At 60.2% G+C, this 15,730-nt stretch carries 15 protein-coding genes and 1 pseudogene; 1 reads left to right on the top strand and 15 read right to left on the bottom strand.

Features of this window, described 5'->3' with window-relative positions; genetic code table 11:
* The 9 genes and pseudogenes from ACO6D5_RS15880 to lipA form a co-directional block, all read right to left on the bottom strand.
* Positions 1–485, bottom strand: a pseudogene (locus tag ACO6D5_RS15880) (hypothetical protein); the annotation flags it as partial.
* Between the two features lie 42 nt (positions 486–527).
* Positions 528–926, bottom strand: coding sequence for a GtrA family protein (locus ACO6D5_RS15875; protein ID WP_485825897.1), 399 nt, complete (start codon positions 924–926; stop codon positions 528–530).
* A gap of 3 nt (positions 927–929) precedes the next feature.
* On the bottom strand, positions 930–2,222 hold the full coding sequence (locus tag ACO6D5_RS15870) for an FAD-dependent oxidoreductase (protein WP_315527460.1): 1,293 nt from the start codon (positions 2,220–2,222) through the stop codon (positions 930–932).
* A 2-nt stretch (positions 2,223–2,224) separates the two neighbouring features.
* The gene (locus ACO6D5_RS15865) at positions 2,225–3,166 is read right to left on the bottom strand and encodes an NAD-dependent epimerase/dehydratase family protein (protein ID WP_485825896.1); all 942 of its coding nucleotides are present in this window, start codon (positions 3,164–3,166) and stop codon (positions 2,225–2,227) included.
* A 92-nt stretch (positions 3,167–3,258) separates the two neighbouring features.
* On the bottom strand, positions 3,259–4,971 hold the full coding sequence (locus tag ACO6D5_RS15860; RefSeq protein WP_485825895.1) for a hypothetical protein: 1,713 nt from the start codon (positions 4,969–4,971) through the stop codon (positions 3,259–3,261).
* 12 nt (positions 4,972–4,983) lie between these two features.
* On the bottom strand, positions 4,984–5,739 hold the full coding sequence (locus tag ACO6D5_RS15855) for an SDR family NAD(P)-dependent oxidoreductase (protein WP_485825894.1): 756 nt from the start codon (positions 5,737–5,739) through the stop codon (positions 4,984–4,986).
* Positions 5,740–5,741: 2 nt separating this feature from the next.
* Entirely contained in the window at positions 5,742–7,034 is a 1,293-nt protein-coding gene (locus tag ACO6D5_RS15850; RefSeq protein ID WP_315527328.1) for an FAD-binding oxidoreductase, read from the bottom strand.
* Complete coding sequence (locus tag ACO6D5_RS15845) at positions 7,028–8,464, bottom strand: UbiA family prenyltransferase (RefSeq protein ID WP_315527327.1); 1,437 nt, start codon at positions 8,462–8,464, stop codon at positions 7,028–7,030. Before ACO6D5_RS15845 ends, ACO6D5_RS15850 begins: the two co-directional genes overlap by 7 nt.
* Before the next feature lie 391 nt (positions 8,465–8,855).
* A complete protein-coding gene (gene lipA, locus ACO6D5_RS15840; protein WP_315527326.1) occupies positions 8,856–9,860 on the bottom strand; it encodes a lipoyl synthase in 1,005 nt (334 codons plus the stop codon).
* Between the two features lie 157 nt (positions 9,861–10,017).
* On the opposite strand from lipA, the gene ACO6D5_RS15835 reads away from it, so the two are divergent.
* Positions 10,018–10,830, top strand: a complete 813-nt coding sequence (locus tag ACO6D5_RS15835) for a substrate-binding domain-containing protein (protein WP_485825893.1) — start codon at positions 10,018–10,020, stop codon at positions 10,828–10,830.
* An 87-nt stretch (positions 10,831–10,917) separates the two neighbouring features.
* Here the strand turns inward: ACO6D5_RS15835 and ACO6D5_RS15830 are convergent, their stop codons facing one another.
* The 6 genes from ACO6D5_RS15830 to ACO6D5_RS15805 form a co-directional block, all read right to left on the bottom strand.
* Complete coding sequence (locus ACO6D5_RS15830) at positions 10,918–11,637, bottom strand: tetratricopeptide repeat protein (protein ID WP_485825892.1); 720 nt, start codon at positions 11,635–11,637, stop codon at positions 10,918–10,920.
* A complete protein-coding gene (lipB, locus tag ACO6D5_RS15825; RefSeq protein WP_485825891.1) occupies positions 11,634–12,272 on the bottom strand; it encodes a lipoyl(octanoyl) transferase LipB in 639 nt (212 codons plus the stop codon). The genes ACO6D5_RS15830 and lipB overlap by 4 nt, the downstream gene beginning before the upstream one ends.
* A gap of 11 nt (positions 12,273–12,283) precedes the next feature.
* The gene (locus ACO6D5_RS15820) at positions 12,284–12,556 is read right to left on the bottom strand and encodes a YbeD family protein (RefSeq protein WP_006224847.1); all 273 of its coding nucleotides are present in this window, start codon (positions 12,554–12,556) and stop codon (positions 12,284–12,286) included.
* Positions 12,557–12,668: 112 nt separating this feature from the next.
* Positions 12,669–13,535 (bottom strand): aminotransferase class IV, encoded by an 867-nt coding sequence (locus tag ACO6D5_RS15815; RefSeq protein ID WP_315527318.1) that lies wholly within the window; start codon positions 13,533–13,535, stop codon positions 12,669–12,671.
* A gap of 125 nt (positions 13,536–13,660) precedes the next feature.
* The gene (locus ACO6D5_RS15810; protein ID WP_315135821.1) at positions 13,661–14,923 is read right to left on the bottom strand and encodes a D-alanyl-D-alanine carboxypeptidase family protein; all 1,263 of its coding nucleotides are present in this window, start codon (positions 14,921–14,923) and stop codon (positions 13,661–13,663) included.
* A 153-nt stretch (positions 14,924–15,076) separates the two neighbouring features.
* Complete coding sequence (locus ACO6D5_RS15805) at positions 15,077–15,730, bottom strand: alpha/beta hydrolase (RefSeq protein ID WP_169273413.1); 654 nt, start codon at positions 15,728–15,730, stop codon at positions 15,077–15,079.

Below are 15,730 nucleotides of genomic sequence, written 5' to 3'. Positions count from 1 at the left end.
GTCGCCCGGAGGTAATAGCGGGAATTTGGATGCGCGGTCACACGCGTCACGGCCAGGAGCAGGAAAAACGGAAGCACCAGAAAGAGCACATCGCGAGTGAAGAGCAGGCACAACAGGACCGGAAGCAAAACCGCCCACCACTGCCGCTTGACGGGTGCGCTCAGATGAACGGTGATGGCAAAACCGATCACATAGAGACCACTGCCCCACAGCATCTGAAAATCCGTACCTGGTCCATACGCGGTCGAGTAGACAGACCCCATGGGACCGAATGTGAAGATCATGTCACGGCCAAACACCAGCCCGCGCTCTACGGCTTCATTGATCGCATAACACCAAGAAGGGTCCAAACCCGCCCGGGGCATCCAAGGAGAAAACGGAATGAACGCAAGGCAAGTCAGCACCAAAGCCACCAACACAATCACTTGCTGCGGCACCGAGCGCTTGAACGATTGCGTGGCAATGAGCTCAGAGGGCTGAATCATTATATTTATATACTCGAATTCAAATTCAATAAAAGGCGCTTTTCAACGAAAGGAAAAGTGCTTATGCCCCAGATAGCTTGTAAAAACCGGCGCGACGATACCGGCAGCATGTGCGATTTCGTGCACAAAGACTTTTACGCCCATTGCCGGAAGAACATACACGGCAAGTCCCATGCTTATCAGCCAAGTCTGCAGCACCGCAAACACATTGACGACGATAAAGAAGAGGATCGACTTATTCGTGGATTGCGTACTTTCCCGGAACACGAAAGCCTTCGCCAGCAGAAAAGCGACGACCATCCCGGTAATGTAGGCAAGGATCACCGCCGAGGAGAAATCCATCCAGCGGTTAAAGAGAATGCGCGAACCGAAGTTCGCCGCGGCAGCGATCCCACCTGTCACGACGAACAGCGTAAATTGCTTGTTCAGGAAAATTTTCATGGCCTACTGCTTCACCACCCGCTTTGCCATGTTCCTGCCGAAGCCAATACTTTCGGAAATTCCCCGATCCTCAGGATAGTAATAGGAAGTATCAGCCGCCCACAGACCGTCGATTGGGAGTTTGGCGTCCGGCACCCCATCCATGTAGCCGGGCTCACAGATTGGCTGGGCGTAGCGATAGCGGCTCGCACGGATATCGAGGAAATCGCTATCCAATAAGGCCGGATTGATTTTCTTCAGATAGCGCTTAACTTTGCCTATGAAGACCTCGTCGGATTCGGAATACTTCGGGTGCTCGCCGGGCATGTAAAAAGGAACATAGACGACATGCTCGCCCAACGGCCGCAGATTTGTGTATTCCACCAGACCAGGAATATCCATCTCAGGATCATTGATGTTGAGCCAGAAGTTTTCCGTCACGGGCTTCTTCAGCTTTGCGATCACGCAAACCACGGCAATGTTCTTCTTATTATTGAACTTGTCCAAAATGGTCTGCGGCAGGTCGGGCATCAGCCGTGAGACGTATGGGAGCGGCACCGTGCTCACAACTTTGTCAAAGGCCTCCATTTCCCCTCCGACCATCACCCCACGGACCTGGCCGTCTTCGATTACGACCTTGCTGGCCGGGGATTTCAGGCGGATCTGCCCGCCGTTGTTGCGAATAGCATCGGCCAAGCCTTGCAACAGCGTCGACGAGCCCCCTTCTAGATAGCCGAGCTTCTCGCGGAACAGGCTGTAGCGCGAACGGCCGATACGCCGGATGCGGCTCCATATCCAAGCGGCGGATAGATTATCGGTGTAGTCGTAGAACTTATAGTCGAACAATCGGCGCCATAAGACTTCATAGGCCTCGGCACCGACCCATCGGCGTATCCACCCCGTGGCCTCCACCCGATCCAGTGGCTTCCAATCATCGCGCTTGACCGACAGGAAGGCATGCAGGCCATAACGGACTTTAGCCACCAGGCTCAGCCCCTTGAACTTCAACAGTGCGATGGGATTTCCCCAAGGCTGCAAACGGTCCTGATACCAATAGCCCATCTTGGTTTCGACCCAGCGCATCTTCCCGGCCAGACCCAACTCTTCCAACACCTGCAGAAACGCTGTGTCGGAAGTGCAGTGGAAATGGTAATAGCGTTCGATATCAAGTCCATTGAAATCGAACGTGGCGGTCATGCCTCCGACGCGGTCATCCGCCTCAAACACCACGGGCTGATGCCCGTCCAAAGCAAGCTGATACGCGACGGCAAGCCCCATTGGCCCCGCGCCCAAGACTGCAATTCGTTGGCCCATGATATTCAAAACTCCAGAACCACTTTGCTGTACACCGGATGATGGAACGTCTCGTCGACCGCCTTGGCAAACGGCGTCGGCGTCACATTGAATATCGCCGGCCAGTCTATGACCTCAAACTCGTCATGTGCCACCAATGCCTTGAGTTGTGCTGCAGTAAACGGCGGATCACGGTCGAACAAGGCGTATATCTTCAGAAGGAGATAGAACAGCCCATATGGAATCTTGAGCAGTGTCGCCTTAGCACCCGTAGAAGACTTGATAGCCCGGATGATATCAATGTAGTCAATCTTTTCCCGGCCAGTTATATTGAATATCTGGGGAGGAATACGCGACTCGATGCAGCTTATTATGATATCGGCGAAATCCCCCGCATAAAGCGGTTGCCGCATGAACTTCCCATTCCCTGGTATCGGGAACACTGGAACGCGCTGCATGAAGCGCGAGAGCCACCCCAGGTGTTTACGGTCGAACCAGCCGAACATGAGCGTCGGACGGAGGATCGGGCACGGAATGCCACTCTCCAGAACCAGCTGTTCCTGCTCCTTCTTCGACCGCGTGTAGAAATCGTCTGCGACGGACTCCACAACTGAAGAGCTGATGTGCACAAGATAAGGCACATCATACTTCTTCACCTGATCAAGAATATTTTTCGTCGACACGACATTATTATTCTCAAACTCGGAATAGTTAATCCCGCCAATTTGCGCCTGCAACATCACTACGGAATCGGCATTTTCGAAATGCCGCTCCCATACGCCGCTTTTGGCCAGGTCAGCATACTCGGCAGTGATCGACGGCTGGGTCTTGCGAAGAATGGCCAGATTCGCTTCATGCTTATCCAGAACGACAATATTCGTGTAACCCCGTTGCTGCAGGCGTGCCACCAGATTCTGCCCCACCAAACCAGCCCCACCGGGCAGCACAATTTTCGCTTCTTTCTTCATGATTTCAATTACCGAATAATAGGGTTGGCACTATTGAAAAGGCTATCCGCCACCAGATGCCAAACACCACGCCCATCTTTTTGGACTAATGATTACTTGACGCCAATTTGGGCAGGCGAGATCTTTCCCAGATCCAGCTGGCACGGCACATCCACACCTACTGCCCTAATCGAAACATCCTTGCCATCGCGTTTCAGATAACCGACAAAGCCAGCCTTGACCGCGGATTTAGATATCGAGGAAGCCAGACCTGCGCGAGAGTTTCCCGTCAACGCAAAGCCAACAACAGAGTTGTTTTCCACGATCTTCACCAACTTCGGCGAGGCACCGGCCTGATCGTTGAATATCCATCCGGAAACCCTCAAATAGCCCGTATCTTCGGGCAGGACAGTGGTCTTTTCCAGATGACCCAAGCATGCAGGCAGGGCTTCCGACGCGACTTCAGCCCCCAGGCCGGCCTTTAACCCGCGATAGGGGAACCTTCCGAACACGGTCAACTCCCTTGCCTGCGCGGCCCTCGCCATTGAGAGCGGCTCTTCCATCTTGGGATAGACCAGCCCAATGTATTCCTGGTCTTTGATTCCCAACTCCAACGCCAAGGCCGCGATCTCCCTGTTCTGCAGCATTTCGGCGTCGCCTCTTGCGGCACGCACTTGGTAGCTGAGCATCAAAACAGCGGCCACGGCGAAAACCAAGACCGCGGCTTTCGCGCTTCGTGCGCTGCGCGACAATCTGCTGTTCAGGTAGAGAATGACGGTGAACGCCAACCATGCCATCAGCGCCGGCGTCGTATAGCGGGAGGAGGTCGCTGATTCCATTCCAAAAATAAGTCGTCCGCCAGCGGTGCCGAAGGCGGAGCCACCGATATAGAGGATGAAGAACAGCAGTGCGATGGATAGGGATGCCTGCCTGGCATTGCGCACGAGGCGTAGCGAAAGCCATGCCGAGCACACAGCCAGCACAGACCCGGCAACCGCGGCCACACCCATTCCGACCACCCCTTTGCCCGCCATGAAGTAAAACGGGCTGCCGAGGTACATCATCGTATAGACGATGAGTCTGAACGGCTGATCCCGCAGGGCATCCGAAAGGTGGCCATGGAAAGGCGGCGGCACGTAGGTGGCGAAATAGGCCGTCAGGCATAGCGCTGCAAGCGCCGCCAACAGGACGATGCGCAGCGCACTCAGGCGAAGCACCACCGCACATATGACCATGAGGGGCAAGGCCAATACCCCGTTGGCCATCGTACCCGTCGCCAATACGCCAAACAGACAAGCCAATGCAAAGTCGGCTGCGTTGTCCTCGCGCTGAACCGAACGGCCAAGCCATACCAGCCCGCACATCGGCAGCAGTTGGGCGAGAAAGAACTGGCTCTGGAATCCCCATGCCAGATTGTTGTCTTGAGACCAGAAGAACAGTGCCCCGGCGATAAACAACGCCAGCGCCTTCCTGGAAGCCGCGCTGCGACCGCCATTGTCGGTATCGCGCAACACGATCCAGAACACCCAGATCGCCGCCGCGACGATCACGTAGTTCATGATGATCAGAAAAACGCTGACTCCGCCGAAGTACCGATAATCCAGCCAGAAAAGCACCCTGGATAGCAATACTCGGTGCTCGTTATGCTGTCGCCACCAAGCAGACGCAATGCCATCCTGGGTGTCCAGATAGAATTGCAGCGTGCCATCCCACATATCCCAATGAGGAATGGGCGAATACATGCGGATCGCCCCGATAACGGCCAATACAGTCATGACGACCGCGAACAGGCCAGCCAAAATATTCAAACGCTGGTTCTTCCACATGGCGGTCGGGAATCAAATATCCATCTTGTTGAAGACGAAGCGGGGCAGGTTGCGGATAACCAGCATGATTACAGCCCACTTTCCCGGTGCATAGACGACAGGCTTGCCTGCAGCGATTCCTGCGACGATAGTGCCAGCCACGTCCTCGACCCGAGCCATGCGCGCATAGGCGGCGCCCATCGCAACGGTCATCGGCGTTTGCGTTGGACCAGGCTTGATCAAGACGACCTTGACTCGCGTTTTGGCTAATCGGTGCTGTAGTCCTTGCGCATAACGTTCGACAAGGCCTTTCGCTGCTCCATAGACATAATTCGACTTGCGGCCCCGATCACCTGCTACCGAGCCAATCACAGCCAAGGTACCGTGATCTACCTGCTCCATGCCACGCACAAACGCTTCGGCATACATCACTGGGGAAACCGCATTGACATGAAGGGCCTGCTCGCAAACGCTGAGAGTCGTCTGGCATGCAGCTTGATCCGGCAAATTGCCGTGCGCGATCAGTACGAGATCGACCGTCCCTTCTGCCGTGATGGCGTCGACCTGCTCCTCGATCCTCGTCGGATTGACGAAATCGCCAATTACCGTCCGCACATCGGATCGGGGGCTTCGGATCCGCAGATCAGCAGCGACCCCATCGAGTTTTTCCTGGTCACGGCCAATCAGCGTCAGGTCTACCTCTGCATTCGCAACCCATGCCCGCGCGCAATGCTCGGCAATTGACGAGGTAGCGCCCACGATGACGATACGTTTCTTTTTAATCGACACTTTTAATTCCCCATCAGCCGTCGCGAGAGCGCGGAACTCACGCCCGGATCACGGTAGGACAGAAATTTGGTTAATGCGGGATACCCCGCTTCAAACAGCGCCCTCGGCATGCGCGCATCCTTCGCCGGATAAATTCGCCCACCTGCCTCCGCCACAATCGAATCCAGGCGTGAGAAAAGACGATGCGTCGCCGGGCCTTTATTCTGAAAATCCAAAGCCAACGTAACCCCGGGTTGCGGAAAACCCAGCATACCTACGGATGGCTGGCTGCCAAACGTCTTCAATACGGCCAGGAATGAGCCTTCTCCAGAGCGCGAGATCTCACGCAGCATGGCACCGATCGCATCACGCCCCACTGATCGCGGCACGACACTCTGATACTGATAAAATCCGGCGGGACCGTACATGCGGTTCCATTCAAGCAAATTATCCAGGGGATAAAAGAACGGCGCGTAATGCACGACTTCTCTTCCGGCATTCTTCTTCAAATTGAAGTATGCCCAATTGAATGGCCGTAGCGATAATCGATTGACCAGTGAAATCGGCGGCGTGAACGGCATTTTTCTTGCTCGAACCGCCGGGTCGGGACGCACCCCGCCATCGATATGATTGCCGCGCATGAATAGCCCTTTACCCTCTTTGGATAGGCAGTCGATCCACGCGACGGTGTACTCCCAATCATGCTCGGCACCATCCGCCAAGACAAAAAACTCGTCAAGCGTGCGGTACGCCTGCGTCTCCGTGACCAGCCAGGGGCCAGCCACGCGCCGCAACTGTAGCTCTGCAGCCAGAATCACCCCCGTCAGGCCCAATCCACCTATGGTCGCGGCGAACCAATCTTCGTTGGCCTGAGGCGAACACTCTATGCGCTCGCCATCTGTGCGCTGGAGGACCAGGCGAACGACGTGATGGCCAAACGTTCCCAAAATGTGATGGTTCTTGCCATGGACTTCATTCGCAATCGCGCCGCCTACGGTAACGATCTGCGTACCAGGGGTGACGGGCAGCATCCAACCTCGCGGCACCGCCAATTGCTGGATATCTTGCAGCAGCACCCCCGCCTCGCAATAGACACGACCTGTAGATTCGTCAAACGATAGGAATCGGTCCAGACCCGACATTCGCCATAGGGCGCCATCGGGATTGAGGCAGGCGTCGCCATAGCTACGTCCCATACCGAATGCGATACCCGGCGTAGTTTGTCCAAGTTGCTGCGCGATACGCGAGCGATCGGACAAGTCGTAGACGACATGGGGGCGCCTATCCAGGCGCCCCCAGGACGAAACCGTCACCATGGCTGCATCACCGTGCCCAGCGTCAATACCGCGACAAAGACCACGCCAGCGCACAAGCTGGCTTTGTCCTTCACCGCGAATACCAGAGGATCGTCGTGCATATTTCCCCGGTGCGCCTGCATCCACATCCAGCTTACCCAAAAGAGCATGACAGGGACGGCACCCCATACTATCTCGGGCATCTGATAGAGCGTCAGCACTTGGGCACTGTTCAAATACAACGCCAACACCAGTACCGACGCATAGCCGGCGGTAATACCCAAAGTCTGTATCAAAGGAGCATCAGACGTGTAATAACCGCGTCCATGCACCTTTTTCTTTCCGCTAAGAATCTGGACCTCCAGCTCTGCATACCGTTTCACGAAGGCAAGCGACAAGAAGAGGAAGACGGAAAAGGCGAGCAACCAGAAGGACAGAATCAACCCCGCTGCGGCAGCGCCGGCGATAATCCGCAGGGTATATAAGATCGCCAACACCAGGCAATCCACGAGCATGAGCCGCTTCAGGCCCCATGAATATGCGCAGGTCAACAGGAAATAGGCTGTCAACCAGGGAATGAACGCCCCCCCTACAAAGAAAGCAAGCAGGTAGCTCGACGCCAACAGCAACGGCGCCAGCAACACCCCGTGCCAGATCGGGACCGCGCCACTCGCAAAAGGGCGGGTCCGCTTGCGCGTATGCTGGCGGTCACTCTCCAAGTCGAAGAGATCGTTGGCAATATAGACTGCCGACGCACACAGGCTGAACGAAATGAAAGCAACGATCAAGGACAACCAAGTGTCCATATCGCTCAGTTGATGCCCGGCGATGAAAGGGACGAACAACAGCACGTTCTTCATCCATTGATGCATGCGCAGCACTCGGCGCCATACCCTCACGCCGTGCTTTACGGGCGGGAACACCGTTTCGACTTCGCAGCACTCCGCTGCCTTGGCTGGCAGGTCGGCCTTTGCATTGACCACAATGGCCCGACGAGCCTTACGCCAAACTGCAAGATCAACAGATGAATTTCCCGCATAATCGAATCCACCACGGCCAAACCGCGACTCGAGCGAATCGGCTTTATGGGAGCCCGAAAGATTTATGTTCCCGTCGCTTGCCATCACCTCGTCGAAAATGCCCAAGTGTGCGCCGATGGCTTCAGCGATCGAACGATCCGACGCAGTGCACAGGATGAGAGTCCGCCCTTCTTTTTTCTGTTGTTTTAACCAATTCAACAGTTCTTCGTTATAAGGCAGCGACTCCGGATCAAATACCAACGAGCTTGCCAAACGCTGTTTGAGCACGGCCTTGCCCTGCGCTAACCATTTAGGTACGCACAACACGCTTCCAGGCCTATCGCGCAGAGCACGCAATGCCGACTCATGCAGCATATCGGTCTTGATCAGGGTGCCATCCAGATCGATTATCAGCGGCGGGGAAAAGCTCAAAAATAACTCCTACACACAGTCCATTGAAAACCATATGGATAGGCAAATAAGCCGCGCCACATTATCAATACTTTGCTAAAAAACTTGAACTTTGGATATAAAACAGGACGGCTTCTTCGTATGCCTGGAAAGCATCAAGGATGAAACGGCCGACCGGCTTGGCGGCATACCTTGGAGGACGGATTCGTCTGCCCCGGCAAAAGGCCCTGCATGTTAACGCCAAAGCGTGCATTCAGGCTGAAATGCACCTAAAACGCAACTAGGAAAACCCTATTCAACCAGTAATGGGCAAATATCCAGACGCCACGTCCAAGCGGTCCGAGACGGCGTCAACTCACGAAAAAGGGGCTGCCAATGCAGCCCCTTTCTCGTGATTCAGCGCTCTGCCGCCTTAATTCACCCCAGCCGCATGCGCCTGCTCGTCCGCGTGATACGACGAACGCACCATCGCGCCGACGGCCGCGTGCGAGAACCCCATTGCATAGGCTTCACGCTCGAACATCGCGAACGTGTCCGGGTGCACGTAGCGCAGCACGGGCAGGTGGTGCTCCGACGGTTGCAGGTATTGCCCGATCGTCAGCATGTCCACATTGTGCTCGCGCATGTCGCGCATGACTTGCAGGATTTCTTCGTCCGTCTCGCCCAGGCCCAGCATCAGGCCGGACTTGGTGGGCACTTCCGGGTGCAGCTTCTTGAATTCGGCCAGCAGCTTCAACGAGTGCAGGTAGTCCGAACCCGGGCGGGCCTGCTTGTACAGGCGCGGCACGGTTTCCAGGTTGTGGTTCATGACGTCCGGCGGGCCGGCGTTCAGGATCGCCAGCGCCCGGTCCAGGCGGCCGCGGAAGTCAGGCACCAGCACCTCGATGCGGGTGGTGGGCGACAGTTCGCGGATGTGCGTGATGCAATCCACGAAGTGGGCGGCGCCGCCGTCGCGCAGGTCGTCGCGGTCGACCGACGTGATCACGACATAAGACAGCTTCAACGCGGCGATGGTGCGCGCCAGGTTCTCGGGTTCTTTGGTGTCCAGCGGGTCGGGGCGCCCATGGCCCACATCACAGAACGGGCAACGGCGCGTGCACTTGTCGCCCATGATCATGAACGTGGCCGTGCCCTTGCCGAAGCATTCGCCGATGTTCGGGCAGGACGCTTCTTCGCATACCGTGTGCAGATTGTGCTCGCGCAGGATGCGCTTGATGTCGTAGAAGCGCGAGCCGGGCGCGGCGGCCTTCACGCGGATCCACTCGGGCTTCTTCAAGCGTTCGGCGGGGACGATCTTGATGGGGATGCGTGCCGTCTTGGCCTGCGATTTCTGCTTTTGCGTCGGATCGTAGGCCGAGTCCGCGGGCGCGGCGGCGGATTCGTTCGAGGGAACAGGAGACTCGGCGAGCGTAGACATTGGGCACCTTCGAAACCAGGGCGCAAGAGGGCCCGGTCTGAGACAAAAGAGGCATTTTACCCCCCCGCGCCGGGATCCGCCGCGAACGGTGCCTGCCCCAGGGCGCCGCCTGCCCGTCTGGGTTATCGTCACGCCTGACGAATCCCCTAAATTCCCCATGTCTTCCCTGCCTACGTTGCGCCCCGTCGCGCTCATCGCGCCTCGCCTGGATGCCGGGCCCGTCGCCCGCGCCATTCAGGCCTGCGCCGAACGCCTGGCGCCCGCCGGCTATTACCTGGCCGCGGGCCCCTGGCATGACGCCGCCATGCTGCCCCAATTGGCCGTCCTGCGCCCTGCCGCCGCGCTGGTCGTCGGCCCGCTGGACGAACCCGCCCTGCGGGCCGGCCTGGCCGCGCTGGAAATACCGGTGGTGGAAACCTGGAGCGCCTCTGCCCGACCGCTGGACAGCGCCGTCGTGGTCGACAACGAGGAAGCCGGACGCGCGGCGGCGCGCCATCTGGCCGAAAAGCGCCATGCCATGGTGGCCTGCATCAGCGCCGACAATCCGTGGGAGCGGGCGCGGCGCGACGGTTTCCTCAGTTCGGCCGCCGCGCTGGGCCTGGACCGGGTCGCCGATATCGTGCAGCCTGAAGTGCAACAGATGAACGACGGCCGCATGGCTTTCCTGCGGCTGCTGGCCACCAATACGATCTTCGACGCGGTGTTCTGCACATCCGACCTGCTGGCCGCCGCCGCAGTCTCCGAAGCGCACAACCGCGACCTGCACGTGCCGCAAGACCTGGCGGTGCTGGGGTTCACGGACGATGGCAGCGCGGCGCAATGGGCGCAAGGCCTGACGACGCTGGGCGTGGATGCCGCCGACCTGGGCAGGCGGGCGGCGCAACTGCTGCTGGATCGGTTGGCCGGCGTTCGCGGCGTCGGTCAGGGCGACACGCTGGAAGCGGTGTTCGAAACTCGATTGAGCACGTAGGATGGATGTCGCGCAAGAGACCGTGCGAAAACACGGTATGACCAGCGCGCGCCACCCATCAGGCAGCGGCCGCCGCGGCGCGCTTCGTCACACCTCGTACAGCGCCGGAAATCCGCAGTCCTGCAGCATGGCGTTGGCTTCTTTCAGAAACGCCGGGGTCGACGTTTCCGGCACGCGGACGAGCCACTGCACCGCTTCTTCCTTCTTGCCACGCAGCAACAGCAGGCGTCCCAGGTGGAACATGCCCCGGAAGTCGCCGCCTTCGGCCGAGCGCTGGTAGCAGTCGAAAGCGCGTTCCAGGTCTTGCTCGACCACGTCGCCCGCTTCATAGAAGCGTCCGACTACGCCGATCGACTTCACGTGGCCGGTCTGCGCCGCCTGCTGGTACAAGGCCAGCGCCGCAGCCTTGTTCTGCGTGACCCCGCCCCGGCCGCTGCGCAGCATGTGGGCGTAGTTGTACATGCCCCAATCCAGCCCGCGGTCGGCGGCCAGCCGGAACCAGTAGGCGGCCACCGTATCGTCCTGCGGCACGCCCCAGCCGTTCTCGTAGCAGCGGCCCACCATGTTGATGGCCATCGGGTGATCGGCATTGGCGGCGCGTTTGAACCACGCCAAACCGTCTTCAGGCTGGCGCTCAACGGCCACGCCGTCCAGCAGCATCTGCCCGTAGATGGTTTGCGCTTCGACCAGACCGAGTTCGGCGGCCGCCCGGATCCAGGCGGCGTATTCTTCCGCCGGCCCCTCGCGCAGGCGCGCCAGCTGTTCCGGGGACGTCGCGGCGACGTCCGCTGCGCTGAATGTCTTCATGTCGGGTTCCTTGCGCGGCGCCAGGCAGCCGCCAGATTCTGCGCCAGCGCATCGCCCACGTCGACAGGCGTGCGCTGCACGCCACAGGCCGCCATGTCGACGGTGCGCAGCCCTTCGTAGCCACAGGGGTTGATGCCCAAAAAGGGCGACAGGTCCATCGCCACGTTCAGCGACACGCCGTGATAGGCCCGCCCGTTGCGGATCTTGATGCCCAACGCGGCGATCTTGGCCAATTCGCCGCCATCAGGGTCGGGCACGTATACGCCCGGCGCGCCGGGCTTGCGGCAAGCGCCGTCGACGCCCTGCTGGGTCAGCGTGTCGATGACGGCGCCCTCCAGCAGGTTGACGTATTCCTTCACGTACATGTCCACGCGGCGCAGGTCGAACAACGCATATGCCATTACCTGGCCAGGCCCGTGATAGGTCACCTGGCCGCCGCGGTCGCAGTGGACGATGGGAATATTGCCGGGGTTGAGCACGTGCTGCGGCAGGCCGGCCTGGCCCAGGGTGTAGACCGGCGCGTGCTCACACAGCCAGATCTCGTCAGGCGTATCGGCGCCGCGCTGGTTGGTGTACGCCTGCATTTCCTGCCAGACCGGCAGATAGTCCGCCGGCCGCGCGAGCCACTTGATCACGGCGATCCTGCTTACAGAACGATGGACACCATCGGGTGGCCGTGCAGCGCCTGGTAGAGGCTGTCCAACTGTTCGCGCGAGGTCGCGCGCACGGTGAAGGTCAGGCCCATGTAGTTGCCGCCCTTGCTGGGGCGCATCTCAACCGTGGCGGCGTCGAAACCCGGGTCGAACTTCAGCACGACTTCCGTCAGCGTCTGCGCGAATTCGGGATGGTGCTTGCCCATGACCTTGATGGGGAAGTCACTGGGATATTCGATAAGCGATTCTTCGGGCGGAATATGCATGATTTGCCTAGAGTGGGTGTTGCCCCTGAATGTTCTTATATGGGGGCAAACGGTGCGTTGGCAAGTGTCCGCTGGATGCTGGACGGCCCGGAGGGCCGCCCGGAACAACGGTCTACAGCGCGGCGATGCGGGCATCATAACCCGCACGCAATTGCTCGAAAACGGGGCCGGGCTTGCCGGATCCCACGGGTTTGCCGTCCAGCGACACGATCGGCAGCACTTCCTTGGTGGCCGACGACAGCATCAGTTCGTCGGCGGATTCCACCTCTTGCCGCGTGATGCGGCGCGCCTCGAAGGGCACGCCCGCCTCGGCCGCCAGCTCGCCCATCAGGCCATAGCGGATGCCTTCCAGGATCAGGTTGTTCTTCGGCGGAGCCAACAGCTTGCCGCCCGAGACCACCCAGATGTTGGTGGACGACCCTTCGGTCAGGTAGTCGTCACGGAACTGCACGACTTCGTCTGCGTCGGCGTCCACAGCCTGCTGCTTGGCCAGCACGTTGCCCAGCAGCGACACCGACTTGATCTCGCAGTGCAGCCAGCGCTCGTCGGGAATGCTGATGGCGGTCAGGCCTTGCGCGCGCTGCGCGGCCGACGGCGGCGCCCACGGCGAAATCATGCCGAACACGGTGGGCGTGACCGGCGTGGCCGGGAACTGGTGGTCGCGACGGGCGACGCCGCGCGTCACCTGCAGGTACACGATGCAGGTCTCAAGGTTCGTGCGCGCCAGCAACTGCTCGATCAGGTTGACCCAGCCTTCGCGGTCGAAAGGCTGTGCGATGCGCAAGGCGGCCAGGCTGCGGTCCAGCCGATTCAGGTGCTCCGCCATGCGGAACGCGTTGCCCTGGTACACGGGGACGACTTCGTAGATGCCGTCGCCAAAAATGAAGCCGCGGTCAAGGACGGAGACCTTGGCCTCGTCGACACGCAGGAACTCACCGTTGAGATACACCTGGCTTTCGCCCGGCACGCCCGGAATCATGAGGCACTCCTGTCAAATAGCGAAGGACGAACCGCCCGGTCCGTCCCAGAATGGAAAAAGGGCGTTTCGCGCACGAAACGCCCGCTGCCAGCATACACCCGTGGCCGCGCCCGTGGCGCGCCCGCTTACTGGAACCAGCGCTTGACGGTGTCGACCATGCGGCCGAAGAAGCCCGCGCGTTCGACGGCGTCCTGCACCACCAGCGGTTCGGTGCGCAGCACCTTGCCATCCAGCGTGAACTGCAGCGTGCCGACCTGCTGGCCCTTGGCCAGCGGGGCGATCAGCGGATCCGTGCGCTGCGCCACCGGCTTCAGGTCGCCGGCCTTGCCGCGCGGCACGGCGATCGACACCGGGTTGGGCGGGCCCAGCTTGACGTTTTCAGCCGTGCCTTCCCAGACGCGCGCATCGATGCCCGGCTGGCTCTTGTCGAACAGCTTGACGGTGTCGAAGTTCTGGAAGCTCCAGTTCAGCAGCTTCAGGCTTTCTTCGGCGCGCGTGGCCTCGCTGTCCGTGCCCACCACGACCACCAGGATGCGGCGGTCGCCGCGCACGGCGGTCGACACCAGGCAGTAGCCGGCCGAGTCGGTATGGCCGGTCTTCATGCCGTCCACCGACGGATCGGCCCACAGCAGGCGGTTGCGGTTGGGCTGAGTGATCTTGTTGTAGGTGTAGCTCTTCTGCTTGTAGTAGTGGAAGAAGTCCGGGTGGTCGGTGATCAGGTGCGACGACAAGGTGGCCAGGTCGCGCGTGGACGTCATGTGCTGCGGGTCGGGCAGACCGGTCGCGTTCATGAAGTGCGTGTTCTTCATGCCCAGGCGCTCGGCTTCCTGGTTCATCAGCGACGCGAAGGCGGCTTCGCTGCCGCCCACGGCCTCGGCCAGCGCCACGGAGGCGTCGTTGCCCGACTGCACGATCATGCCCTGGTTCAGCTCGTCGACGGTGACGGGCTTGCGCGGTTCGATGAACATGCGCGAGCCGCCGGTACGCCAGGCGTGCTCGGACACGGGCACGGTCTGCTCCAGCGTCAGGCGCTTCTCATCCAGTGCGTTGAACACGACGTAGGCCGTCATGATCTTGGTCAGAGAGGCCGGCTCGACCTTCATGTCGGGGTTGGAGGCGGCCAGCGTCTGGCCGCTGTTCACGTCGATCACGATCCAGGCCTTGGCCGCGATGGTGGGCGCCGGCACGGACGACACGTCACCCACCGGCACCGCACCCGAAGCCGTCGGGGCCGGCGCCGTGGCGCCTGCCGCGGCGGGCGCGGCGGCGGGAGCCTGTTGCGCCCAGACCGGCATCGAGGCCGCGAGCATCGCCGACAGCACCGCGCCAGACAGCAAGCGGCGGGTCAAGACAACGGGGGATTGAGCGGAGTAAGGCAAATTCTTCATCGGCAACGTGGGTCCAGGAAAGACGCCCGCCGGCGCGGGGCTAATGGCTGACAATTATAGGCAGCCCATTGGACCGGTCCGCCCCGCGCAGGGTTCCGCAGGCATTTAAATCATGCAACCTGATGCAACCTGCGGCCCCGCCGCAACGATCGTTCAGTCCAGGGCGACCTTCAGGCGGGCCTGCACCAGCTGGCGCAGCACCAGCAGCTTGCCGTGGAAAAAGTGCGACGCCCCCGGCACCACCACCACCGGAATCGAACGTGGCCGCGCCCAGTCCATGGCTTCGGACAATGGCACGACTTCGTCTTCTTCGCCATGCACCATCAGCGTGTCGTCAGGTACCTGCACTTCATGCGACTGGAAGCGGTTCACGGCGGGCCCCATCAGCATCAGCGCCGCCGGCAACACCGCGTCGCCAGCCTCGGCCAGCGCCGCATAGGTCTGTGCGGCGACCGCTGTGCCGAAGGAAAATCCGGCCAGCACCCACGGGGCCTCGGCCAATTCAGGGTGCAGTTCACGCATCTGCGCCACGACGGCAAGCATGTCCTGCGTTTCACCGACCGATTTGTCGAACGCGCCTTCCGACAGGCCCACGCCACGGAAGTTGGGGCGCACCGCCACCAGGCCGTGCTGCACGCAAGCGCGCGAAAGCGTGGTGACCACCTTGTTCTCGCGCGCGCCGCCTTGCAGCGGATGCGGGTGCAAGACCAGGGCCCAGCCGCGTGGCGTGCCGGCAGGCCAGTCGACGGCGCAATCGATGCGGCCGGCGGCCCCGGCAAAGGCGTGGGTATCAGTACGTGCGGACAT

Source organism: Achromobacter sp. (assembly GCF_057314935.1).
The sequence above is the reverse complement of the archived record's forward strand: the minus strand, read 5'-3'. Positions and strand labels throughout refer to the sequence as shown.